The organism is Burkholderia sp. MR1-5-21 (genome assembly GCF_053427715.1).
In genome coordinates this window covers 142449-166426 of the sequence record NZ_JBSAXD010000010.1, presented here as the reverse complement: position 1 = coordinate 166426, position 23978 = coordinate 142449, and the positions used below count along the sequence as shown (strand labels likewise).

Annotated in this window: 19 protein-coding genes and 1 pseudogene; 17 read left to right on the top strand and 3 right to left on the bottom strand. The window is 56.9% G+C overall.

The window, feature by feature from the left end:
• The first annotated feature begins 942 nt into the window (after window positions 1–942).
• From ACV229_RS16190 to ACV229_RS16165, 6 genes and pseudogenes are all read left to right on the top strand, one after another.
• Window positions 943–1983 (top strand): histone deacetylase family protein, encoded by a 1041-nt coding sequence (locus ACV229_RS16190; protein WP_448084112.1) that lies wholly within the window; start codon window positions 943–945, stop codon window positions 1981–1983.
• 157 nt (window positions 1984–2140) lie between these two features.
• The gene (locus ACV229_RS16185; protein WP_448084111.1) at window positions 2141–3523 is read left to right on the top strand and encodes a DUF1329 domain-containing protein; all 1383 of its coding nucleotides are present in this window, start codon (window positions 2141–2143) and stop codon (window positions 3521–3523) included.
• Between the two features lie 98 nt (window positions 3524–3621).
• Complete coding sequence (locus tag ACV229_RS16180; RefSeq protein WP_448084110.1) at window positions 3622–5439, top strand: DUF1302 family protein; 1818 nt, start codon at window positions 3622–3624, stop codon at window positions 5437–5439.
• 115 nt (window positions 5440–5554) lie between these two features.
• On the top strand, window positions 5555–7918 hold the full coding sequence (locus tag ACV229_RS16175) for an efflux RND transporter permease subunit (protein WP_448084109.1): 2364 nt from the start codon (window positions 5555–5557) through the stop codon (window positions 7916–7918).
• Window positions 7919–7932: 14 nt separating this feature from the next.
• Window positions 7933–8928: a WD40/YVTN/BNR-like repeat-containing protein gene (locus ACV229_RS16170; RefSeq protein WP_448084108.1), complete on the top strand. Its 996-nt coding sequence runs from the start codon at window positions 7933–7935 to the stop codon at window positions 8926–8928.
• Between the two features lie 380 nt (window positions 8929–9308).
• Window positions 9309–9967 (top strand): annotated as a pseudogene (locus ACV229_RS16165) (IS3-like element ISBcen23 family transposase); the annotation flags it as partial.
• A gap of 33 nt (window positions 9968–10000) precedes the next feature.
• Here the strand turns inward: ACV229_RS16165 and ACV229_RS16160 are convergent.
• Window positions 10001–10348, bottom strand: a complete 348-nt coding sequence (locus ACV229_RS16160) for a hypothetical protein (protein ID WP_448084184.1) — start codon at window positions 10346–10348, stop codon at window positions 10001–10003.
• A gap of 508 nt (window positions 10349–10856) precedes the next feature.
• Between ACV229_RS16160 and ACV229_RS16155 the strand changes: the two genes are divergently transcribed.
• The 7 genes from ACV229_RS16155 to ACV229_RS16125 all read left to right on the top strand — a co-directional run bounded on the left by ACV229_RS16155 (window position 10857) and on the right by ACV229_RS16125 (window position 18061).
• On the top strand, window positions 10857–11525 hold the full coding sequence (locus ACV229_RS16155) for a hypothetical protein (RefSeq protein WP_448084107.1): 669 nt from the start codon (window positions 10857–10859) through the stop codon (window positions 11523–11525).
• 65 nt (window positions 11526–11590) lie between these two features.
• Entirely contained in the window at window positions 11591–12763 is a 1173-nt protein-coding gene (locus ACV229_RS16150) for an AGE family epimerase/isomerase (protein ID WP_448084106.1), read from the top strand.
• 532 nt (window positions 12764–13295) lie between these two features.
• A complete protein-coding gene (locus ACV229_RS16145; RefSeq protein ID WP_448084105.1) occupies window positions 13296–14306 on the top strand; it encodes an ABC transporter substrate-binding protein in 1011 nt (336 codons plus the stop codon).
• Between the two features lie 63 nt (window positions 14307–14369).
• On the top strand, window positions 14370–15368 hold the full coding sequence (locus ACV229_RS16140; RefSeq protein WP_448084104.1) for an ABC transporter permease subunit: 999 nt from the start codon (window positions 14370–14372) through the stop codon (window positions 15366–15368).
• Window positions 15365–16135 carry an ATP-binding cassette domain-containing protein gene (locus ACV229_RS16135; RefSeq protein ID WP_448084103.1) on the top strand — a complete coding sequence of 257 codons (771 nt, stop codon included), beginning with the start codon at window positions 15365–15367 and terminating at the stop codon, window positions 16133–16135. The genes ACV229_RS16140 and ACV229_RS16135 overlap by 4 nt, the downstream gene beginning before the upstream one ends.
• Before the next feature lie 199 nt (window positions 16136–16334).
• The gene (locus tag ACV229_RS16130) at window positions 16335–16751 is read left to right on the top strand and encodes a hypothetical protein (protein ID WP_448084102.1); all 417 of its coding nucleotides are present in this window, start codon (window positions 16335–16337) and stop codon (window positions 16749–16751) included.
• 200 nt (window positions 16752–16951) lie between these two features.
• The gene (locus ACV229_RS16125) at window positions 16952–18061 is read left to right on the top strand and encodes a porin (RefSeq protein WP_448084101.1); all 1110 of its coding nucleotides are present in this window, start codon (window positions 16952–16954) and stop codon (window positions 18059–18061) included.
• 152 nt (window positions 18062–18213) lie between these two features.
• Here ACV229_RS16125 and ACV229_RS16120 read toward each other — a convergent pair whose 3' ends face one another.
• Both ACV229_RS16120 and ACV229_RS16115 read right to left on the bottom strand, forming a co-directional pair.
• Window positions 18214–18519 carry a BON domain-containing protein gene (locus ACV229_RS16120; protein ID WP_448084183.1) on the bottom strand — a complete coding sequence of 102 codons (306 nt, stop codon included), beginning with the start codon at window positions 18517–18519 and terminating at the stop codon, window positions 18214–18216.
• A 482-nt stretch (window positions 18520–19001) separates the two neighbouring features.
• On the bottom strand, window positions 19002–20228 hold the full coding sequence (locus ACV229_RS16115) for an ROK family protein (protein WP_448084100.1): 1227 nt from the start codon (window positions 20226–20228) through the stop codon (window positions 19002–19004).
• 274 nt (window positions 20229–20502) lie between these two features.
• Between ACV229_RS16115 and ACV229_RS16110 the strand changes: the two genes are divergently transcribed.
• From ACV229_RS16110 to ACV229_RS16095, 4 genes are read left to right on the top strand one after another with little or no spacing between them, the layout of a single operon-like run.
• Window positions 20503–21579, top strand: coding sequence for a Gfo/Idh/MocA family protein (locus ACV229_RS16110; protein WP_448084099.1), 1077 nt, complete (start codon window positions 20503–20505; stop codon window positions 21577–21579).
• Window positions 21579–22415: a sugar phosphate isomerase/epimerase family protein gene (locus ACV229_RS16105; protein ID WP_448084098.1), complete on the top strand. Its 837-nt coding sequence runs from the start codon at window positions 21579–21581 to the stop codon at window positions 22413–22415. The genes ACV229_RS16110 and ACV229_RS16105 overlap by 1 nt, the downstream gene beginning before the upstream one ends.
• Window positions 22416–22453: 38 nt before the next feature.
• Window positions 22454–23260: an alpha/beta fold hydrolase gene (locus tag ACV229_RS16100; protein WP_448084097.1), complete on the top strand. Its 807-nt coding sequence runs from the start codon at window positions 22454–22456 to the stop codon at window positions 23258–23260.
• Window positions 23260–23973 carry a ribulose-phosphate 3-epimerase gene (locus ACV229_RS16095; RefSeq protein WP_448084096.1) on the top strand — a complete coding sequence of 238 codons (714 nt, stop codon included), beginning with the start codon at window positions 23260–23262 and terminating at the stop codon, window positions 23971–23973. The genes ACV229_RS16100 and ACV229_RS16095 overlap by 1 nt, the downstream gene beginning before the upstream one ends.
• The last annotated feature ends 5 nt before the right edge of the window (window positions 23974–23978 follow it).

The window sequence follows — 23978 nt, the reverse complement described above, 5'->3', positions numbered from 1 at the left end:
TGGCTTTTGTGCGTTGCGGGTATCCGCTGGCAGCACTGAGCACAGCTTGCAGAGCGTCTTCTCGACATTCGAAATGGACTACGGTTCGCCGGGAGACAGTCGAATTCTGTGGTCATGTAGTACAACGTAGTTCTTCTATGCGACGCAATTGCTTCATTTTCACGCGGATCCGGCACTTTGCACCGTTGATCTGTCGACAGGCCTTATGTCGCACGCTGTGTTGATGCAGGAGGTTGTGCGTACAGCCTGCCGTCCTACAAATGCCACGTCGCCTTCTGTCTTCGCCATGGCACTCGTCCCGAACGGGCGGACGTTCCCACGCCAGCGGTCACAATCATCACCGACGATGCGCGTGTGGTCAGTGCGATATCCACGAACGTTCCAATTGTCCGATAGCTGTCGCTTCCGAGGCGACCGACGTAGCGAGTGCGCTCACGGACAAACGGACGATGACCTTCAAACAAAGTCTCTCTTGCGGTGGGCGAGAACACACCGCTCTTTGTGCTTGGCGACGCATTGCTCCTCCATGCTCCCCCGAACTCGACCACCTCGAGATTTCTAACCGCAGTTAGATCTGTACCCACGCTCGCCAATTCCACGTCCATCACTGGCAGCCAACGAGTTCGTGCGCAATCCGTCTCGCCGCATCAGCTGCTTGAAGGTTGGTCGTAGAACCAACGATCACACTACGTCCGCTGATCAATGGGGCTGCCGAACTGACGGTGGAAGAGCACATTCAGGATGTGGCTCACTTCGGCTCCTGTGTGGAGGCGAGGGCCGGGACCGGAACTCGGCTCCAAGATCGAGACAGACCGAAGCAATCCAGCAGATCACAAGTTGGCCGAATACCCCCGCTATTGGCCACTGGCCCCTCTATTCACGGTAATTCTCTAGTAACAGAATGGTCATCAACGATTACTAGATCTTGGTAAGGAGACTTAAATGCTGACCGTTTTTAGTGACGACCATCGAATGCATTTCGGCCCGTCCGTGCTATATCAGGGCAAGGTCGAACAATGGTTCGAGAAGCCAAGTCGGGCCGACACCGTATTGGATCGGGTGAAATCGCAAAACCTTGGTCCGATCGTGTCACCTCAAGATTTTGGCCTAGACATCATCCATCGCGTGCATGACGTCAACTATGTCTCTTTCCTGCGAGAGGCGTGGGATCGTTGGACTGCAGAAGGGTTCAGTGGTTACTTGACTGCTTCTACATTTCCTACCCGCCACATGTATCGCGGTGCTCCCGCCCCCAATGCGTTGACCGGTCTGATGGGCTATTACAGTTTTGACATCGAGGCGCCGATCAGTAGCGGTACCTGGAATGCTGTATATAGCTCGGCGCAAGTCGCGCTGACTGCTCAGGATCACATTCGACAAGGCGCGCGTTCTGCGTTCGCTCTCTGCCGTCCCCCGGGACACCATTCTGGCAAGGATTTCATGGGAGGATTCTGCTACATCAATAATGCGGCAGCGGCAACCCAGGCATTCCTCGATCAAGGGGCAAAACGAGTAGCAATTCTTGATGTGGATTATCACCATGGCAACGGAACTCAAGATATTTTCTATCACCGGCGAGACGTTCTTTTTGCGTCAATTCACGCGACACCGAGTTACGAATATCCTTACTTTTTCGGGCACGAAGACGAGAGAGGAGAGGGTGATGGTGAGGGTTTCAATCTGAACTATCCTCTCGCGCTTGGCAGCGGCTGGGTTGACTGGTCTGTTGCACTAGAGGATTCCTGCCAGCGGATCGCTGCTTACGCGCCTGACGCTTTAGTAGTGTCTCTCGGAGTGGACACATTTAAGGGTGATCCGGTCTCCCATTTCAAACTCGATTCTCCCGACTACCTACGTATGGGAGAGCGCATTGCTGCCCTTGGCATACCAACCCTATTCATCATGGAGGGCGGGTACGCGGTGGAGGCCATCGGGGTAAATGCAGTGAACGTCCTGCAAGGCTACGAAGGCGCGGTCTATTAATCAATGCCACTCTCGTTTTGAATGCCACATTCGATAGACCGAAGCCGCACAATCTTGGCGCGGAGATGCGGAATTGACTTGTCGTCTGTCGACCGGAAAAGAGTTGGAATTTAAGAGATATCTTTGACTTAGAACTTACTCAATCGAGGAGGTTGGAATGAAACTTCGCAAATCGACGATGACGCTTATGGCTCTTGGTCTGGCGTCATTTAATGCATGGCCCGTCACACCAACTGACGTGGCAAAACTCGGGCAGGAATTGACCGCAGTTGGTGCTGAAAAGGCCGGATCGAAGGATGGTGAGATTCCGGCATTCTCAGGTCAATCCAAACCAACGGGCGCGTGGACCTACGGAAAGCAACGTGAGGACTTTTGGCAGCACAAGGACGAAAAACCGCTGTTTGTCATCGATGCGTCAAACGTTGATAAATACAAGGATAAGCTCACGCCTGGTCAGATCCAACTTCTGAAGCAGGTAAAGGGCTACACCATGCCGGTTTATCCGTCGCACCGTGATTGTGGCGTTCCAGAGCAGGTTGCCGACAATACAAAGGCGAGCGCTATCAAATCGTCGATTGCCAAGAATGGTTGGTCACTCGAAAACGCGGTCTTGCCTGGTATTCCTTTTCCCGTTCCAGAAACCGGGGTTGAGGCGGTCTGGAACTTCCTGATGCGATATGAGGGAGTTGGTAATTCATATTCCGAATCACAGACGTATGTGTCGCCGCGCCCAGGATCGAGCCAGCCGATCGTTGTTCGTTGGAGCGAACTCAACTATTTCCCGTGGGCACAGAAAGGGCAACATAGCCCACAAGACGACGGCGGACTGCAGTGGGGTACCTACTACCTGTATTCCGACCCTGCAGCATTGGCGGGGCAAGGAACTATTCAGCGGTACTACTACAACAAGGATGTGGACACCTGGTATTACTTTACGGGTCAACGCCGAGTGCGACGTCTGCCGGCGTACGCCTATGACGCTCCTCTGATCGGATTTGAAAATCAATATCCGGCGGATATGGCTTTCATATTCTCGGGAAACCCAGATCGATTTGACTGGAAACTGGTTGGAAAGAAAGAGGTTTATATCCCGTACAACGGCTTTGCGATGCAACGAACCGGGAAAAAACTTAGTGATGCTACCGGCGAAAAATTCATAAACCCTGCCTATCGCCGATACGAGTTACATCGGGTTTGGGAGGTCGTTGGGACGGTAAAAACCGGTATGCGCCATTCTACGCCAAAGAAGGTGCTTTATCTTGATGAGGATAGCTGGATTGCGGCCGTAGGCGATGACTACGATGCCCAAGGTAATATTTGGAAGGCGAAAGAAAGTTACATCACGCCGGAATGGGATCTCGGAGCATGTTCTATGTCAGCGAATGTTTTCAATGATTTGATTAGCGGTCGGTACATTTTTGATTTTTCGAGTGTCGGCGCCCAGAAGGATATAAGGTTCTTTGTCCCTGGCGATCATGATCCTCGACTGACTGATAATTTCTTTACGGGCGAGAATCTGCAAACGATCAGTGCACAATGAAAGGTTGATCTTCTAACCCATGAGCATTAGCCATACGGGACACCTCCGACGGCGGCTCAGGGGGAATAACGACAGGGGCGAGAGTTGTGGGGGAAAAATTGAACCGAACACTGATCAACGTCGTCTGGCCAACCGTGTGCGGTGCGGTGATATCCGCACCGGCCGCCGCCTATACATTCGATACTGGCCTAGGAGATTTGACTGGTCAGTGGAATACCAATATTACCGCTGGCGTGGGGATTCGAACAAAGAATCCGAGCTGCTCGCTTATTGGTGACCCGAATGCTTTCGGTTGTGGATCTGGCGCTAATACCGCGCAGTGGGCGAATGGTGACGAAGGCAACCTTAACTACCGAAAGGGGCAGCCGTACACCGGCTACACGAGCGTCACCAGCGAATTGTTGCTGCTAATGCCGGACGAGGGACTAAAGTTCTTGGTCCGTGGTACGGGAATGTACGATTTCGCCGCTGACCACACGGACCGGACTTCGCTATCGAGTACTGCGCGGGCCCAAGCCGTGTATAACGCCGAGTTGCTGGATCTGTGGGGAGAGAAGGACTTTCATATTGCCGGTAATGCCGCGCATATTCGGCTGGGCAATCAGGTGATCAATTGGGGCGAGAGCTACTTTGCTTCGGGCGGCATCAACGCAACGAATGCCTTGGACATCCAGAAGCTGCTGATTCCCGGTACCCAGTTGAAGCAGGCTCTGTTGCCTGCGCCTATGATCAGCTTTGCGACTGGGTTGCCGGCAGGCCTTTCGACAGAGGCTTATTACCAGTTTCAGTGGAACGGCAACAAGTACCCTCCAGTCGGTACCTTTTGGTCCACCTCGAACGTATTCGGTCGGGGCGCTGAGCCACTTTCGGTTAGCACCAACAATTCGAACGTCTCCGGATTTAGCGGTGCCACGATTGCGGGACCAGGTGCATCGAATAGCACCACACTAGGTGCTGTCAACCAGAATCTTTTGAACGGCGTATATGCAGGCGCGCCGTTCAATTCGGTCGGAGCCCCGTACAATGCCGTCCTCCCGGGCAACAAGCCGCAGTACGGTGTGCGCTTTGGATACAAGCCGCCGGGCGTAGACGTCGACTTCGGTTTCTATTTCGAAAACTACACCGATAAGTCGCCGGTGCTATCGTATTTGGCCAACGGTTCCGGGCAGTGGTCATATTTGACTGATCGCAAGCTGTTTGGCGTGAGTGCAAACTTTCCGATCGGCGACTGGGCAATCGGTACTGAACTCTCGTATCGTCCGCACGATGCTGTTTCGATGTCGGGGTGCTACGGCGCCGGCGGCCCGCCCGATGCAAACACGAATGGAGCAAGCGGCACCTGCCAAGCCTGGATGGACAGGAAGAAAATTCAGTTTGACATCAATGCGCAGCTGAATCTGACGCAGACGAGCTACCCGATTCTCAAGCTGCTGAAGGCAGACGAGGCGACATTCACCGCAGAGTTGACCGTTATTGATTATCCGGGCCTCAACCCCAATGCGCGCTACTTCCGAACGTTGAATGGCCAGCCGGTCTACCAGTTGGTCGCTGCAGGATACGGGACATGGCTAGCTAACAACGCGGCTCTTGGCTACCCGATTGCCGCCGGGCAGGGAACAGCAGTGTCGATGGGGGCGACTATAGACTTTAACTGGACCTACGATGGCACAGTAATTCCTGGCTGGCAGCTCACTCCGGGCATTACTTTCTCGGATGCGATTTCGGGCTATACGCCTACGTTCTCGGCCAACTACGAATCGGGCGCGAAGTCGATCAATCTGTATGTGCTGTTCAACCAGAATCCCCAGAAGTGGCAGGCCGGAATCAACTATACGATGTATTTCGCAGGCAATCAGATGACACAGCCCTACGCAGACAGAAATTTTGTCGGTGCCTTCGTAACGCGAAATTTCTGAGCGAAAGTCCACATTCGCGAAATAAGTTCGTCGAGTGCAGCACCGGTGGTGCTAACGAAAATGTTCCTCGAATGCTTTTCGCCTTATGAAATTTATGAGCTTTAGGAGAGCTTACGTGTTTCACAACAGCATAAGTAACCTCGAGGAATTGCTCTTCTCGCGGCGCCGCCTAGTCTTAATGGCATTCGTCGTATTCACCGCAGTCATGGCGTACTTTGCCGTCCAGCTGCGGATGGATGCGGGTTTTGAAAAGCAGATACCGATCGGTCACGAGTATGTCAAGACATTCAACCGGTACCGAGCGGATCTCTTTGGAGCAAATCGCCTGACGGTAGTGGTTAGAGCTCGGCACGGAACGATCTGGACCAAGGAGGGGCTAGCGAGACTGGCCGCAGTCACACAAGCGGTGACATACCTGCCGAATGTAGACCGATTGGGCGTCCAGTCACTGTGGACGCCAAACAGCTTCGTGAATGAAATCACCGAGGAGGGGTTCAGGTCGGACCCTCTCATCCCCGGGACTGTGACACCAGATAGCCTGACGCCAGCGATCATTTCACAAATCCACAAATCGTCGGTGGATGGGAATTTCGTTGGTTCCTTGGTTTCGCGCGATGGAACCGCAGCAATGATTACGGCTGAAATTGATGAGCTATCGTCAGGCGGAGAAAGAATAGATTACATAAAATACAATCATTTGCTTGAGGAAAATCTGCGAAAGCCTTTTGAAGATAGAAATTATGATGTAGAGATCATTGGGTTTGCAAAGCAGATTGGTGATATTGCGGATGGTGCCAAGTCGGTGCTGCTGTTTTGCGCTATTGCACTTGTCCTTACTGCGTTGGCGGTGTACTGGTATTGTCATTCAGTCCGCTTTACGATCTTGCCAATCGTATGCTCTCTTACGTCGCTGGTATGGCAGTTCGGTACCTTGCGCTTGCTCGGTTTCGGTTTGGATCCGTTGGGGGTTCTCGTACCGTTTCTAGTCTTCGCGATTGGCGTATCGCATGGGGTGCAGCAAATCAACTTCATTACACGTGAACTGGCGCACGGCTGCTCTTCCCTCCAGGCAGCGCGTCGGAGCTTCACTGGGCTCTTGGTGCCGGGCACTTTGGCGCTACTTACGGCATTCGTGTCTTTCGTGACGCTTCTCTTGATCCCGATACCCATGATTCGAGAACTGGCGATCACCGCTTCACTTGGTGTCGCATACAAGATCTTGACTAACCTGGTCATGCTGCCGCTCGCTGCGTCGTGTTTCAGCTTTACCAAAGCATATGCTGACAAGGTAATGGTCAAACGTGAGCAGCGCTCGGCGTGGCTTCGTGCGCTTGCACGTGTGGCGGAACCTCGCAACGCGGCGGTGGCGTTGATTGTAGTCGTGGGAATTTTCGCGACGGCGGTCTGGCAGAGCCGGGATCGTGTTGTAGGAACCTTACAGCCCGGGGCCCCCGAGTTGCGCCCTGACTCCCGCTTCAATCGGGACGCAGTATCGATCGCCGGGAGCTTCGATATGGGGCTAGATTGGTTGTCGGTGGTCGTAGAAGCACCACACGATTCGTGTGAGAGTCCGGCCGTGGGTAAGTTCGATGACGAGTTGGTTTACGCTATGAGCACTGTCCCCGGGGTTGTTTCTATCAGTTCATATCCGCAGATGCTTCGCACCTACAACGAGGGCTATAACGAGGGAAATCCAAAAATGAACGTCGTTCCGATTGATTCTGGCAATTATGCCGGTCTCAGCGCAGAGATCGGACGCGTGCGCGGATATCTGAATAAAGATTGCAGCATGACCGCTATGCACTTGTATTTGTCGGATCACAAAGCGACGACGATCAATCGAGTTATAGAATCGGTGAAGGAGTTCCGGAACGGCCATCCTGTTCCCGGTTTAAGGATCAGGCTGGCTGCTGGAAATGCGGGGGTGATTGCGGCAATCAATGATGAAGTCGCAAAAAGTGAGTTGCCGATGATGCTTTATGTCTATGCGGCTATCATCGCTCTGGTCTTTCTCGTTTACCGTGATCTTCGAGCCGTCATTGCCTGCTGTTTTCCACTGACAGTCGGAACCTTTATCGGCTATTGGTTCATGAAAGTGTTCGAGATCGGATTGACCGTTGCTACACTGCCGGTCATGGTGCTGGCTGTAGGAATTGGCGTGGATTATGCCTTTTATATCTATAACCGACTACAAGTGCACCTTGCTGCCGGACAGCCGATTGTCAAAGCTCTCGAACACTCCATCCTCGAGGTCGGAATGGCCACGATCTTCACCGCGGTCACCCTCGCAATTGGCGTTGCGACCTGGAGCTTTTCGACGCTCAAATTCCAGGCCGATATGGGTAAGCTGTTGGCTTTTATGTTTGTCGTCAATTTGATCATGGCGATGACTGCACTTCCGGCACTGGCAGTTGTTCTTGAGCGTGTGTTCCCGCGCCGAAAGCCTGCGCGGGCACCGGGCGTATTCCTGGATCATTGATGAGGGAGATGAAAATGAAGCGCAAGAATTTTCGGCCCTCATCGCTGTGCTTGTTCGCATCACTGTGGTCGGCGATCGCCATGGCAGGAGACGGTAGTTTGCCGACATTGACGGTGAAACCGGTGCTGCAAATTCATGCGGCGGAGCGGATCGACGCCGCGTTGCATGCGCAGATTCTTGGCGTGACGCGCGTAGGACGAAGGATAGTCGCTGTCGGAGACCATGGCGTGATCTTGCTTTCCGATGACGAGGGACGAACCTTTCGGCAGGCGCGCGGTGTTCCGGTGGACAGCACACTCACTTCAGTCTCGTTTGCGGATAACAGTAATGGCTGGGCCGTGGGGCATTGGGGTGTCATTATCCGGACGGAAGATGGCGGAGAGACGTGGAAGCTCCAACGAAGTGATCTACATGTAGATCAACCGCTCTTCTCTGTTCACTTCACCGACTCCAGGAAGGGGTGGGCTGTGGGACTTTGGTCCATGATGCTGCATACCGAAAACGGGGGCGAGAGTTGGGACGTTATACAGGTTCCGCCCGCGCCTGGTGCAAAGAAGGCCGATAGAAATTTCTACTCGGTGTTTGGTGGCATGAACGGCACGCTGTATGTGGCGTGCGAACAGGGCTTGGTGATGCATTCGGGTGACGGCGGAGCAACATGGACTTACACGCAAACGGGATATGGTGGCTCACTTTGGACGGGAACCGTGCTTCCTGATGGAGTGGTCCTTGTGGGCGGTTTGCGGGGAACAATTCTTCGCAGTCCGGATGGCGGACAGACATGGAAGCGCATCTCGACAACCTATAAAAACTCGATTACAGACTTTGCACTGGATCGAAACGGGAAGATCGTGGCCACTTCTCTCGATGGGGTAGTGCTGACTAGTACAGACGACGGTATCAGCTTTGAGGGAGCGCAGCGCCCTGATAGGGAAGCACTCACGGCTGTGGTTAATACGATCGACGGGCAGCCGGTGCCCTTTTCACAAGAGGGGGCTTTGAAGAAGTAAGGAGAGTGGAGTTGTCGGGTTCGGGTTGGCGCGTGACCGATCCTTGGGTGACGTCAAGTTGAGACTCGCTAACATTAACCATCGCGATGCGAAATCGGTTGACGGTTGTAGCAGAGAGTTTGAACGGCTGCTTCCGGTGTTTCTGAATTGCTCTATGGGTTTCGGATTCTTCGTGGTACCTCTGCGATTCCGGGCTGAAGAAACGTAATCACATAAGGCTCACGACACTGAAAACTGTGTTTTTCGTCTGCATCATTCACGCTGGTGGGGCATTGCTGCAACATCGCGTTCCGTCCGCTACGGGGGCAGGAATAGGCTGTAGGCACTTCTGCTCCTGGCAGCGTCTTCCGCAACGTTCCGGCGTTTTTTGGGGGGGGGGGGAGGTACGTCGGCTCAAGGAACTGGAATCGGGAAACGAGCGGCTGCTCGCTGAGCAACTGCTGGTCATCGACGGCCTGAAGGAATGCAGCGGGAAAAATGAATGCCATCGACGTGATGGCGTGAAGCGCTGGACGCCCTGACCCGGCGGGGCCTATTGCAAACCAAGGCTTGTCGTTACTTGGGGTTGAGTTGCCGGGTGTCGACCTACACGCTCAAGCAACCGGAGAAAGACCGGAGCCTGGGCGAACGGCTGATGGCCGCCTCCCGGGGGGGCGCGCGCTTTGGGTATTACCGCGTATCGGCCTGGCTATCGTTGGGCGAATCGTGGGTGTTCCGCATGTGGCAAGCCGAAGCTGAACATCCCGAGACGGCGCCCCCGACGGCGACACCGCGGCAGCGACATCCGTCGGCCCGGCGCGATGCCGCTCAATTCAGTCTGGAGCTACGACATCGTCCATGATCCGCTGGTCGATGGCCGAGTGCTGTGCGTGATGGATGAATATTCAGGGAATACCTAGCCACTGAGGCTGGCGCCAGTCTATGCTCGTAGGACGTGATTCTGACGCTGTCGCGGCTCATGCCGTTGAATGGCAAGCCCGCGTATGGTTCCGAAATTGCTGCCGCCAAGCTGATTCGCTGGCTGCGCGATGCGCCCATCATTACCAACCTCCGAAGGCCCGTCGAGCTTGGCCTATTCGCGGAAGAGGTCGACAATCACGCCGCGTAGCCAACTCGTCGCCGGATCGCGTGAGTAGCGTTCGTGCCAGTGCTGCATGACCCGATAGTTCGGCACCCTGAACGGTAACTCCATCACTTTAATGGGGTTGCCTTTGGCGATGTTGCGCGCGAATCGCTCCGGGACAATCGGCAAGTATTCGGTGCTGGCGATGTTCGAGACGACCCCAAGAAAATTCGAGATACGGAGACCGATTTTTCGTCGAATGGCGCGACGCTCGAGCGTCTCTTCGACGACGACGTGCCCGGTACCGTGTGTAGCGACAATCAGGTGGGACTTCCGTTCGAATTCTTCGAGCGAGATGAAGTCCCCTCGTAGGCGGGGATGGTCGCTGTTTGGAGCAATTCGGGTGATACCCGGTCTTTGACTCGGTGGTCGGCTGTGATATGCTGAGTTTGTTCAAATAATGAACTAAATAGGCGCAGGTGCCTTGTTGGCATTGTCGCCGTGTGTCATAACATATCGAGGCTTGACAGAAGTGGCGGACAACAGCTGGCGTCTAACATGGGACTACGGTTCGGCGGAAGTTCAGTCGCTGGGTGCAATGCTCGGACCCGTAAATTTCCAGCTGCGGGATGGGCGACAGCTTCAGCCTTTCCAGGTCGCCCCGTGGGAAGAGGATCCCGCGGCAGCGAGTCTGCCAGGCGTTCTTCAGCGCCTCCGAGGCGAGTGGCCGTGCGTTCCTATGGGGCGCGTCGACACCCCCTGCGATCTGCCAGATGGATGGTCACCGCTTTCCTGCGCAGACGGGTTTAGTCACGGTTTCGCATCCAACTCTCATTGGAACTGCGTCGACGTTTCGACACGGTCGGTGACGCTCTCCATCGACTACCCGACGAGTGCCGGCAACATTAGACTGGAGCGGCACATCAGTGCGGTGCCCGATGCGCCGGCGATTGAGGTGAGTCTGGCGGTCTCCGTTGAAACCGAGATGTTGCTTCCGATCGGACTTCACCCAACATTTCGAGTGCCCGCCGGACAGCACCGTCTCATCGTGAATGTCCCCAAATATGATCTCGCGGTCACCTATCCGGTCACGCCTGAGCCCGGCCGCTCAATCTTGGTTGCGGATACTACATCGACGTCGATTGCAAGCATGAGTGCGGGCAATGGTCGTGTCGACATCTCCAGTCTGCCCCTTGTGGGCCCCGCGGAAGAGCTGGTGCAGCTGCGAAACGTGCTGCCTATGGATGATGACCCGCAGCTAAATCTTCACTACCTCGACGAGGACGTTCACCTCGGCCTGTGGTGGGACGCAGCGGCATTTCCAGATGTGCTCCTCTGGATAAGCAACGGGGGGCGCACAGCTTACCCTTGGAACGGCCGTCATTACGCTCTTGGCGTCGAGCCGGTCAATGGCCTGTTCGACCTCGGCCGCGTCGCCAGATGTCCTGCTGATCATGCGCTGGCTGACCGGATTGGTATGCGGCTCAGACCGAACGAACCGTGGGTCACGCGCTACCGGTTTTCCGCTTGGTAGTCACCATTCAATTGCGCGCTAGGTCGTCCCGCTAGCGGCGGCCCGCTATTTCCCACTCGAAGACTATGCCCAACTTTAAATCCCCGGCGTTCCTGATCGACCACATTCGCAGCACCATGGACTTCTACCATCCAAGATGTATTGATGGGTCAGGGGGCTTTTTCCACTTCTTTCGAGACGACGGAACGATCTACGACCGGTACACCCGCCATCTGGTGTCGAGCACGCGGTTTGTGTACACGTATGCAATGGCCTACAAGCAGTTCGGAGTTCCCGAATATCGTGACGCTGTCGGGCATGGCGTACAGTTTCTCGAGCAGGCGCACCGCAATCCTTTGACGAATGGGTACGCATGGGAGTTGGACGAAAAGGGCGTTAGGGACGGCACGAATCATTGCTACGGGCTCGCCTTCGTCCTCTTGGCGTACGCCAAAGCAGTTGAGGTCCGGGTGGATGGTGCCAGTGCAGGTGTACAGGCAACCTGGCAACTCATGGAAGACCGCTTCTGGGATTCGCACGCCGGACTGTACATGGATGAGGCCTCGGCGGACTGGAAGGTTGTTCCCTATCGGGGGCAGAATGCCAACATGCATGCGTGCGAGGCTATGCTGGCAGCGTATGAAGCTACGGGAGAGCAACGATACCTCGAGCGCGCGGAATTGCTGGCGCACAACATCACCGTCCGGCAGGCAGCCCTGACGGGCGGGATGATCTGGGAACATTACCGACAGGACTGGTCGCCGGACTGGGAGTACAACTTCGGTGACCGGACGAATATATTCCGCCCTTGGGGATTCCAGCCCGGACATCAGACGGAATGGGCAAAGCTCCTGCTGATTCTGGACCGGCACTTGCCAAAGCCATGGCACCTCGAAAGAGCGAAAGAACTCTTTGATACGGCGGTAAGCATTTCGTGGGACCAAGACCATGGTGGCTTGGTTTACGGCGTTGACCCGGAAGGGCGGTTCTACGACAGCGACAAATATTTCTGGGTGCAAGCGGAATCAATCGCCGCAGCCGCGTTGCTTGCAAGTCGCACGGGCGACCAACACTACTGGGACTGGTACGACCGGTTGTGGGCCTATAGCTGGGAGCATTTCGTTGACCATCAATATGGTGCCTGGTTCAGGATCCTGACCCAAGACAACAGGAAGCTCACTGACGAAAAGAGCCCGGCGGGCAAGGTTGACTATCACACGATGGGCGCATGCTACGACGTGTTGAAGATATTCAACTAATTAACATACCTACTTGCATCAACCTTGCGTGCTAGACGGGCCAGGGCGAGAAGCGGGGAGGCGGTTTGTTGGAAGACTGCCTCCTGTCGAGGGGTTTGGCTGACTGTGGCACGCTGAGCATCGCCTTAGCCGCATCCATCTCTCGACACAATTAGTAGCGAGGGCAATCCTCCGCGCCGCGAGCTTGTTTGGCGAGTTGCGGCCTCATCAAGGCCAGCCTGCAAGCAGGACGCTGTCGTTTCTGTTCCCGGATTCCCGTGCCGCATCACGAGAGGTGGTGATCCGGTAGTGCATGGGACGTGCGCGGGAGCGGAGGTACGCGGGAATTCATTTCTCCGCCACAGCGATCCCAATCTTCGGGTAAGCACCAACCAAAATTGCGGGTTCGTCACATTGACTCCCCAGCTCCCTGGTGCTTTAATTAGTTCACTGATCGAACTAAAGAAAGCCGACGACTTCGAAGAATACGTGCCGTCAATGACGGCGAGCTGCACGATCACGGCCGCGCCTGCGGTCCATATGGAGCGAGACAATGAACAGACAGCAATACACCCGGTGGTTCAACAGGTCCGTCGCGGCTTGCCGCAAAGCGGTGCTCGGATCCGCAGCGTTGCTAGCGCTTGCCGCGTCCGCACATGCAGATGCCACGCACCCGGTCATTGCGCTGCTGCCAGGCGTTACTGACCCGTTCTACTTCACCATGCACCGGGGTGCTGAGCGCGCAGCAAAAGAGGAGAAGGCCGAACTGCTGTTCCAGGTCCCGAGGGCGTGGAACACGACTGAGCAGGTTCCGATACTCAAGGCGCTAATTGCGAAGCATCCCGACGTGCTGCTCGTCTCGCCGGTCGACAGTCAGCAACTGATCGAGCCGCTGAAAGAGGCGGCTGACGCCGGCATCAAGGTCATCACCGTCGATACCTATATCGGCAACGGCCACTACCAGACCGGAAAGGGTCCTGCCGACTTCCCGATCTCCTACATCGCGTCCGACAACGTCGAAGGTGGCCGAGTTGCGGCGCGTGCGCTGGCCAAGGCTATCGGTGACAAGGGAACCGTCTATTGCGAAAGCAACAAGCCGGGCATTTCCAGCACTGACGACCGCAGCATGGGCTTCATGGATGAAATGAAGAAGCATCCGAACATCAAGGTCCTGCAGACACAGTACAACGGTGATGACGCGAACGTCGCCGCCTCTCACGTGGGGGCCGTCCTCGCTCGTAATCCGGACCTTGCAGGGGTCTTCGGGGCGAACGTATTCGCCGGCGCAGGTGCAGCCCAAGGCGTGCGCAACGCCGGCAAGCTCGGCGCGATCAAGGTCGTCGCGTTCGATGCGATTCCCGGTATCGACCGTGATATCAAGAGCGGGCTGATCTCCATCGCGATCGCACAAAAACCCGATGACATGGGCTACTACGGCGTGAAGTACGCCGTCGATGCGATCCGCGGGAAAAAGATCCCCGCGTATAAGAGCACGGACTTTGTCATCCTGGACAAGAGCAACATCGACCAGCCGGGCGTGGCTCAGCACATCTACTCAAACTAGATTGCGCGAGGCGGGCCGAATCCGGCCCGTCGACGAGCCTTTCATGAACAAGTGAGTACTACGATGAATACTGCAACTGTTACCGTACCGATGAGTGCCGGTGGGAACCGCCTTGCCCTGATCACGAAGTTCTGGCCGTGGCTTTTTCTGGCGGCTCTTCTGGCCTTCTTCGAGGCATACGCCCAGATATCAGACCACCGGTCATTCCTGTTCAACGCATACAACCTTCAGTCAATCGCCCTTGCGGCGAGCGCTCCGCTTCTGCTGGCGATCGGACAGACATTTGTGATTGTTACGGCGGGCATCGATCTGTCGGTCGGCTTTGTCATGGGACTGGCTGCCGTATGCGTTGCGCAGTTCACAATCTTGGGCGGAACTTCACCGGCCGCGTTGCTGATATCGGTGCCGCTCACCATCCTGGTCTGTTTCGTCCCAGGGCTGGTGAATGGTGTACTGATCGCGCGGCTGGGTGTGCCCGCATTCATCGGTACGCTCGGCATGTACGGCGTGGCGCGTGGTGCAGGCTTTCTCGCGGCAGGTAACGGGATGACCGTCTCGGTCGACAACGCGGGCCTGGCAATGATTGGCTCGGGCTGGACGCCGGTGCTGATAACGGGCGCGTTGCTGGTCGTTATGCACTTTGTTCTGTCCAGAACGAAGTTCGGTCAATATACCTATGCAATTGGTGGGAATGCGCAGTCGGCTATGCGTGCAGGCATCAACGTGCGTAAGCACCTGTTCGTCATCTATCTGATTTCCGCGGCGTTTGCGGCCGTGGGTGGGGTGATCTACACCGCGCGCTTTGCCGCCGGTGCTGCAAATGCCGGGGAGCCGATGCTCCTTGACTCGATTGCGGCGGTCGTCATTGGCGGGGCGAGTCTATTTGGCGGAACTGGGAACGTGATTGGGACGCTGATTGGCTCGCTGATCATTGCAGTAATCCAGTTCGGATTGGTTTTCATCGACGTCAACGCGTTCTGGCAGTTCATCGTGGTTGGCATCGTGATTATCCTTTCTGTCCTGATTGACCAGTACAAAGATCGCATTGGAGGTGCACGGTGAGCACGCCGCTTCTTGAAGTCAGTAACGTATCCATCCGTTTCGGGGGCGTCGAAGCACTCAAGCGGGTATCCATGCATGTTGACCCGGGTGAGGTGGTTGCGCTCGCAGGGGACAACGGGGCCGGCAAGTCGACCTTGATCAAGATCATCTCTGGTGTGTATCACGCGTCAGAAGGTGAGATGCGCTTCGACGGTAATCCGATGGTGTTGCGGGATCCGCAGGACGCTCGCTCCAATGGCATCGAGACCATCTACCAGGATCTTGCGCTGGCAGACAATCTCGACGTTGGCAGCAACATCTTTCTGGGCCGCGAGCCGCTGCGACGCCAGTTCGGCATTCCGGTGATAGACCGTGCGCACATGACCGAAGTCGCGCGCACCGTGCTTGACCGTCTTGACATCGTTATTCCGGCGCATAAGTTGACCGGTCCTGTGAAAATGCTGTCCGGGGGGCAACGCCAGGCAATTGCGATTGGTCGAGCGATCTACTGGAACGCGCGGTTGCTGATCATGGACGAGCCAACCGCTGCTCTTGGTGTGCCCGAACAGCGCAAGGTGATGGAGCTCATCGGCATGCTGAAGTCTCAGGGAGTGGCGGTTCTGCTGATCTCGCACAACTTGCACGATATCTTCTCGGTGTCGGATCGGATTGTCGTGCTGCGCAGAGGGGAGATTGCCGGTGAACGGAAAGTGTCTGAGACCAACGGCGACGAAATCGTTCATCTGATGGTCGGCGATACGTACGCTTCGACCAAGCATGCGGCGTGATTGAAACAAGAGTGTAGTGGGGCGGTCCGTCCGCGTTGACGTAAAGGTCGGACCGCAAGGGACCGTTTGTTCGTTGGCTCCCGATTGCCAGCGCTGACGGTCAGGTGTTGACGTATCTGGAATCTGATGTGACATGGCGCGAAACGCAAAGCAAAAGGGCAAGCGGCCTACCACGATAAGGCACTGCTGGAGCAAGTCGATGCTTCTGCCCATGCCAATGGAGATCGTACGTGAACTATCGTTGACGAACCATATCGCGTTTTCGACATGCATCCGAGAAGCGGGAAACCGGCATCTGCTGAACCAGCTGACAAAGGCACTTTACTTGTCACTTTTCATGCAGCTAGCTGGAACCGGGATTGCACCGCTCGAGCTTTTCACTGATGCAGAGGCCGCCCTCGACAGGAGCGTCATCCGGGCGGAGCAGGAAGGTGTGTGGAGGATTGATCCGGAAGACGCCGGGTATATCCAAGCGATGTTGACATTTCATGACCAGCAGATCATGGAGATTACCGGTAAGGACTTTGCGCTCGTCACGTCCAGACTTGATCGCCTGTTGCGGTTGGGTCACCCCGAATCGCCAATCAAGTCGTTCGTAAGCGACCTCGCGCGTTAGCCTTCTACCTGGCGGTTGGAAGCGACCGCGGCGCAATGCATCACCGTTGGTATGTCGTTCCATACAGATACAAAAAGTAGGAATCCTACTTAAATAATGTCGCCTCTCTCGTGTGCGACACGGAACTTCAGACGTCTGAAGTGGGCGCTGATGCGCCATCGATAAAAAAAGCGTGTCTTTTATGGGTTTGGAGAGGAATGATGAAGCATAAGATCGTTACGGCTGCCGCGCTGTTGGCGCTGAGCAGTGCTGCATGCGCGCAGAGCAGCGTCACATTGTATGGCCGCATCGACGCCGGCCTTGAGTATGTCAGTGGTTTGCCGAATGCGAGCAACACGGGTTCGACATCACGCTGGCGTGCGGAAAGCGGCAATTGGGGAGGGAGTTTTTGGGGAATGAAGGGCGCCGAGGATATCGGCGGTGGCAACAAGGTTCTGTTCCAGCTTGAAAGTGCGTTCAATGCGATGAACGGCCAGGCTGCAGGCAACAACATGTTCCATGATATTGCGACCGTAGGATTCTCGAATGAATCGTACGGCACGCTGCTCTTGGGCCGTGAGGCGTTTATCTCGAATGGGATGTGGGACTTTGATCCGTTCGGCCAGACTTCGTGGTCGTCAGCTTCGCTGGTTCGCGGGCGCAACTGGCCGAAGTCGAGTAACAACATTTCGTATCAGTCACCCAAGTTCGCAGGTTTCGACGTGTACGGCCAGTACTCTCTGTCGAACTCAACGAACTGGAACGGCAACAACACGACGGCCCAAGGGCGCCAGGACGGGCTGCAGATCACATATACGTCGACGCTGTTCCAGCTTCGAGGCATCTACGACGAAATCCGCAGTCCGCAAAATGGTCTGCTCGATAACCCGTTTACCCATTCGCGGGAATATTCGGCGGGGCTGAACGTGTTCCTCGGACCGGTGACCTTGCGCACGGTCTACCAGGCAATCCGTACCACGGGAGGCACCGTCGCTGGCAGCGGACCGACCTCTCTCGATCATGAGTGGGTCGGCGCGAACTGGCAGGTTTCGCCTGCCGCCTCGTTGATCGCCGCGGTTTATCACGTCAACGCAAACAAGGGGGGCGGCAACGCGACCATTTACTCCGTCGGCGGAACGTACAACCTGTCGAAACGCACTTTGCTCGATTTCCAGGTCGCTTCCGTCCGGAACAGTTCAACGGCGAACTTCGGACTTGACGCAAACAGCGCAGGCGCGGGCGGCGTCCAGGCAGACGGATCGTACAACGAGAATCCGCTGCCTGGGCACAGTCAGACGGGCGTCTTCGTCGGCATCCAGCATCTCTTCTGAGGAAAAGGGCGACCTCAATCACTGAACAGTTTCCACGTCGCCGCGAGAGGCGCGTTTTTGGTGCGGCTCATTGAGTCGCACCATTTTTCTTTCGCGTGAATGCCGATTTGCGTTCCTGCAGGCGTCATTTCGCGCTATGGCATGTCGACGATCTAGATCGATCCTCTGCCAGGGGCTCGCACGGTCAGATGGTTGGTGACGTCCTTGACACCCGGGACCCCAGCCGCGAGTTGCGCAGCGCGGTCAGCCTGCTGAGCAACTGGAGTGCTGCCTTCGAGCGTCACGTGGCCCGAGTTCGAAAGAACGGAGATCCGGGAGACGTTGACACCATTGGCGCTGGCCAGGGCGCCGCGCACCTGAGTCGCAAGTCCAAAGTCTGATGAACTCGCCTCAGGTGCGAGGCTCGTGCCGGACCCGGCGGCATACGTGCTACATGCTACGGTCAATCCAATCAGCATTGCTATGGGAGAGAGTTTCCAAGTCATTTTCTTACTCCTTCGAATCCTCGCCTGGGGGCGAGCACGCGCCCGGTACCTCGGAACCGCTGTCGGTTGTCATGATGGTCACTGACCAGCATGAATCACCATCACGGAGTTGGCTTCAGACTCCAAATTGCGAGAGGTTGCGGTGATCCCGGTTGCTGCGCATCGTGTGGGCGCAAGTCGGTGACGCCACGGGAACACTTGGCCATCATGGCACAAACTGGAAAATCGTTCAGGCGGCGCTCTCGTGCGGGTGAGACGTTCTTGCGGCGAACATATCCGGGAGTTCGCCGCAGGTCGCGCTGACGCCCGTCTCCGTGACGCTCAGGCGCCTGACAGCGAGGTGAGCCGGCGAGCATCGGCCGGCGCGGTCCGAGCGCTCAAATGTTTCGATGCGACGATTACGCTGGTGGACAGTTCAGCGCTGATTTCCTTACCAGCATTGCTGAACGACTCTGTCAGGCAGCTGTCGCTGTACGGCGGCGCCGGCGCGGCTCCGGTTCAGATGGATCGGCAGCCAGGCGAAGGCCCGCTATGTCATATTCGCGCTGATGCGCGAGCGCGGCCGCGCCGACGGCGCATTCATACTCGCCGATGCTGGAAAGTGACAAGGACGGCATCTCCATGCCAGGCACGATGTCTGCCTTGAGCTTCTCGCGCAGGATCTTGATGCTGGTTTTGAGAACGGGCAGCATTTCCCCTCCGAGGACGATGTCTCTGGGATTGAAAATATTGGTCAGATTGACAAGCCCGATCGACAGGTAGCCCAGCAGTTTGTCGGCAGCGTGCTGCGCGCGCTCGTCGCCGTCCGCAATCGCCTGTGCGACATCTGACGGCGATCCGTCCCCCTTGAGGCGAAACTGTTTCGCGTAGGTTTGCAGCGCAGTGAGATTGACATGCGGTTCAAGACAGCCCCTGCGCCCGCAACTGCAGACCGGACCGTCGTTTGCAACCCTCATATGGCCGAATTCTGCGGCCGTGCCACCCCAGCCACGCAGCAATTCGCCGTTGATGATGGCTGCGCCGCCGCATCCGTTGCCCAGCTTGAGATACAACGTCAATCCGCTGTGGCGCGGCGAGCAGTAGGTCTCGCCAAATGCGGCCGCATTTGCGTTGTTTCCGATGCTGACGGGAATCTGGATGTCCTGTGCGGCCAGGTCAAGAAAATTGACTTCTCGCCAGCCAAGGATCGGCAGGTGGACAACGAAACCGTCCGAACGGACGAGACCCGGCACCGTCACGCCAATGGCGCGAATCCGCGTTGCAAAGCGGGGGTCGCGCTTTAGGGCGGTCAGATGGCCGTTGATTGCCTTGATGACCCCGTCGGGGGAAAGCGGCTTTTTGAGAGCGATCGTTTTTGTATCGATAGCACTCAGCGCGAGGTCGAGGAGAGCGAACCGGAGCGTATGAACACCTACTTCAACGCCGAGGAAATAGGCTCCCGTGGTGGCGAGCGCGACGTTGATACCCGGTCGACCAAGATCACGCTTGCCTTCCCGAGCCGCTTCGGACTGGACTTCGACAACCAGATCCTGCTCGATGAGATCGTCGATAAGGTATGTAACCGTGGACTTCGTCAGTCCCAGCTGCCGGGCGATGTCGGCCCGCGTCAAACGTCCCTCCAGACGTAGCAGCGTGAGCACTCTGCGAGTGTTGAGATCCTTAATGTATGTCTGATTTGCCATCAAAAGCCCCCAGTTGGCGGCAAGGGTACAAGAACGTAAGCATTGATGGAAGAGTACACGAGCCCGCTTCCACGGCAAGATCGTCGTCCGTTGGCCTGCCGCGCCACGCGTTGGGGGCCGGCGACTGGCACTGGGGAAAACCCCGGTCATGTGCACGTGCGAGGGGGTTTGACGACAGGGTGCCAGCGTGCTCTAATTCGTTCAATGAACGAACATATTAAACGATGTGCGGGCCGCCGTTGGCCACGTGCTCACTTTTTCAGAGGCTACTGACATGGGTACGAAAGACGACAAACGTTTGAAAGTTGGCATCCTGGGTTGTGGGCCGATCGCGCAGGCCGCCCATTTCGAATCGTGTGTTAAGGCGCGCAACGCCGACCTGTATGCAATCTGTGATGTCGCCGAGGACTTGGTCGACATCATGGCGGCGACCTACCAGCCCGAGCGCAAATATCTGGACTATGACGCCATGCTGGCTGATCCGCAGCTCGACGCCGTGATCATTGCGACGTCGGATGCGTTTCACGTCGAGGCTTCGCGTCGAGCGCTCGCGGCCGGCAAGCACGTGCTCTGCGAAAAGCCTATCGGCATCTCGGTCGAGGAGGTTGAGCAACTGGGTGTAGCGGTCCGCGGGAGCGGTAAACTGCTCCAGGTGGGGCATATGAAGCGCTTTGACATCGGTCTGGAAGAGGCCCGCAAGTTCGTGCAGGCTGAAATGGGCGAGGTACTGGCTCTGAAGGCCTGGTACTGCGACAACACCCATCGCTATACCGTCACTGACGCGGTGCAGCCGAAGATGCTCAAGAGCTCCCAGGCACGCAAGCCCGGCGAGAATCCCAAAGCCGATCTGCGCCGGTATTACATGCTGGCCCATGGCAGCCACCTTTTTGATACCGCACGTTTCCTGTGCGGTGAGATCGTCGAGGTCAGCGCGCGCCTCAACGAAAAATTTGGCGCCTACTCGTGGTTCGTTGACGTCGCGTTTGCAAATGGCGCGATGGGCCATCTGGATCTGACGGTCGCAGTACGGATGGATTGGCACGAGGGTTTCCAGATATATGGCGAGAACGGCAGCGTGATCGCCAAGACATACAACCCGTGGTATTTCAAGTCGTCCGACGTCGAGATCTTCTCGGAGAGCGATGCCACATACCGCCGGCCCCTGGCTGCCGACGGTCATTTCTATCGGCGTCAGGTAGAAGGCTTTGCCGACACGATCCTTCACGACGCCCCGATGCGTGGAGCCGACATCAATGACGGAATTGCGTCAGTGCGCGCGATGGTGGCGACCGCCGAATCCGTGCGGACCGGCAAGCCCGTGCGGATTGACCATGCGGAAGGGAGGGTCTGATGCAACTCGGAATCTTTGCGAAGACCTTCTCGCAGACGGGCGCCCAGGACGTCCTGTCGGCCGTGCGCGACACGGGCTACGCGTGCGCCCAGTTCAATCTCGCGTGCCTCGGGCTTCCATCGATGCCTGACACGGTCGATGCGGATGTGCCTCGCGTCATTGCATCCGCCAGCGATAGCACCGGTGTCGGAATTGCCGCTATTTCCGGCACATACAACATGGCCCATCCGGACCCGGCCGTCAGGGCAAAGGGCCTGAGTCGGCTGGAGGTCCTCATCCAGTCGGCGCATGCGATGGGTACGCGTCTGGTCACGCTGTGCACCGGCAGTCGCGACCCGGATGATCAATGGCGCTTTCATCCGGACAACTCGAGTTCCGAAGCATGGCGCGATTTGCTGGTAGAGATGGAAAAGGCGGCCGTGATCGCGGAACAGCACGATGTCGACCTGGGCATCGAGCCTGAGTTGGCAAATGTCATTGCATCCGCCAATGACGCGCGCCGGCTTATCAACGAAATCAGGTCTGATCGCCTGAAAATCATCCTCGACCCGGCCAATCTGTTTGAACGCGAAACGGACGCGCGTCGGCACGACGTCATTGCGGCAGCAGTCGATATCCTGGCTGACCGGATCGTGATGGCTCATGCCAAGGATCGCAAGGCTGACGGGTCGTTCACAGCTGCGGGCACCGGTGTGATTGACTTCGATCATTTTGTGACGTCGCTGCATCGCGTCGGTTTTAAGGGGCCGCTTGTGACCCACGGCCTCGCGCAAGAGGAAGCTGCATCCGTCTCAGCCTTTTTGCACGGCGTGCTTGCAAACCAGGGGTTGATGTAATTATGGGCTGGCATTCTTTGCTGCGAACGAATGGGAAATTGGCGGGAGCCGATGTCGGCGCCGGGCCGGCCGTGGTCTTTCAGCATGGACTGGGAGGCGACGAGGCACAGGTTGCTGAGGTCTTTCCTGCGAGCGCTCCGTTTCGCCGTCTGACGCTGGAGTGCCGAGCCCACGGTCGTTCGGATGATTGCGCCACGTCACCGTATTCCCTTGAGAGTTTCTCCGACGACGTGCTGGCGTTCGCCGATGAGCGGGGTATTGACCGATTCGTCGTGGGCGGCATTTCGATGGGCGCAGCCATCGCCTTGCGTTTGGCCGTCAAGCACCCGGACCGCGTCAGTGCTCTTGTGCTCGCGCGTCCGGCGTGGCTCTGGGACAGCTCGCCGTTGAACATGCGGCCCTTTGGCGAAGTGGCAGCCCGGATTGTTGCCGCGGGCGCGACGAATGGCCTGAAGGCGTTCGAGAGGTCAGGTACGGCGTCCTTCCTTCAGGATGCGGCTCCGGATAACCTCGCCTCGCTGCGGAAGTTCTTTGCGCGACCGCGGCCGGAAGTTACGGCAAAGCTGCTCGCCTCTATTTCGTCGGATGGACCCGGCGTGACGAAGGAGCAGGTAGCAGCCATCAACGTTCCGACCCTTGTCATCGCACACGGCCGCGATTACGTTCACCCGCTGGAACATGGAAAGGTCCTTGCCGAGACGATACCGGGTGCAGAGTTTGTCGAAATCACACCCAAAGCAACCGACAAGGCGCGCTATGTCGCCGAATTCAGCGACGCGTTGCTCCAGTTTCTGACCAAAAATACCCGAACAGCTGCCGCATCCGCTGCGTCAGGAGAGATCTGATGAGTGCAAAATCCCCCGTTGAATCCGGTTGGCTGGAGCGTCTGCCCGATGACCGCCTGCTCGCAGAGGTTTCGCTGTGGTCGGCCGATCTTGGCCACCTCGCGGACGATATCGCGCGTATCGACGACTACACCGACATCTACCATATCGACGTAGCAGACGGGCACTTCTCACCCGCGTTGCTCTTTTTCCCGGATCTCGTGGCCGTTTCGCGTCGCCTGACCAGAAAGCCGCTGCATGTGCACCTGATGGCAACCGACGACATTCTTCAGGACCAGATCCGTCAGTTTGCCGATGCCGGCGCGGATCTGATCACGGTACATGCCGAAAACGAACGGGTCGACGAAGCCTTGGCTCTGATTGAAGACTTGCGCCTGAAATCCGGGCTCGTGCTCCAACTTCACACGCCCGTGAGTGCGGCGGCGCCGTATCTCGATCGCATTTCATTGCTGACGCTGCTCGGAACACGGATTGGCGTCAAGGGACAGGGCCTGGACGGCGAGGCCGAATCGCGCCTGCGCGAAGCGCGTGAGCTGATCGATACGACTGCGGCCGCGCGCAAGCATCGGGTGTTGCTGGCTGCGGACGGTGCGATTCGCGAACATACGGTCCCGGGCCTGAGAAGCGCCGGCGCGGACACGATCGTCATGGGGTCGCTGGCTTTTGGCTCCCCGAATCTGCAGGCGCGGATGGCCTGGGTCCATTCACTCTGATTGCG

Bases quoted from the DNA above. Each gene is read 5' to 3' on its own strand.
- ACV229_RS16125 (WP_448084101.1), top strand. From the start codon at position 16,952: ATGAAGCATAAGATCGTTACGGCTGCCGCGCTGTTGGCGCTGAGCAGT.
- ACV229_RS16145 (WP_448084105.1), top strand. From the start codon at position 13,296: ATGAACAGACAGCAATACACCCGGTGGTTCAACAGGTCCGTCGCGGCT.
- ACV229_RS16095 (WP_448084096.1), top strand. From the start codon at position 23,260: ATGAGTGCAAAATCCCCCGTTGAATCCGGTTGGCTGGAGCGTCTGCCC.
- ACV229_RS16130 (WP_448084102.1), top strand. From the start codon at position 16,335: ATGCTTCTGCCCATGCCAATGGAGATCGTACGTGAACTATCGTTGACG.
- ACV229_RS16110 (WP_448084099.1), top strand. From the start codon at position 20,503: ATGGGTACGAAAGACGACAAACGTTTGAAAGTTGGCATCCTGGGTTGT.
- ACV229_RS16150 (WP_448084106.1), top strand. From the start codon at position 11,591: ATGCCCAACTTTAAATCCCCGGCGTTCCTGATCGACCACATTCGCAGC.
- ACV229_RS16185 (WP_448084111.1), top strand. From the start codon at position 2,141: ATGAAACTTCGCAAATCGACGATGACGCTTATGGCTCTTGGTCTGGCG.
- ACV229_RS16120 (WP_448084183.1), bottom strand. From the start codon at position 18,519: ATGCTGATTGGATTGACCGTAGCATGTAGCACGTATGCCGCCGGGTCC.
- ACV229_RS16190 (WP_448084112.1), top strand. From the start codon at position 943: ATGCTGACCGTTTTTAGTGACGACCATCGAATGCATTTCGGCCCGTCC.
- ACV229_RS16140 (WP_448084104.1), top strand. From the start codon at position 14,370: ATGAATACTGCAACTGTTACCGTACCGATGAGTGCCGGTGGGAACCGC.
- ACV229_RS16105 (WP_448084098.1), top strand. From the start codon at position 21,579: ATGCAACTCGGAATCTTTGCGAAGACCTTCTCGCAGACGGGCGCCCAG.
- ACV229_RS16170 (WP_448084108.1), top strand. From the start codon at position 7,933: ATGAAGCGCAAGAATTTTCGGCCCTCATCGCTGTGCTTGTTCGCATCA.
- ACV229_RS16115 (WP_448084100.1), bottom strand. From the start codon at position 20,228: ATGGCAAATCAGACATACATTAAGGATCTCAACACTCGCAGAGTGCTC.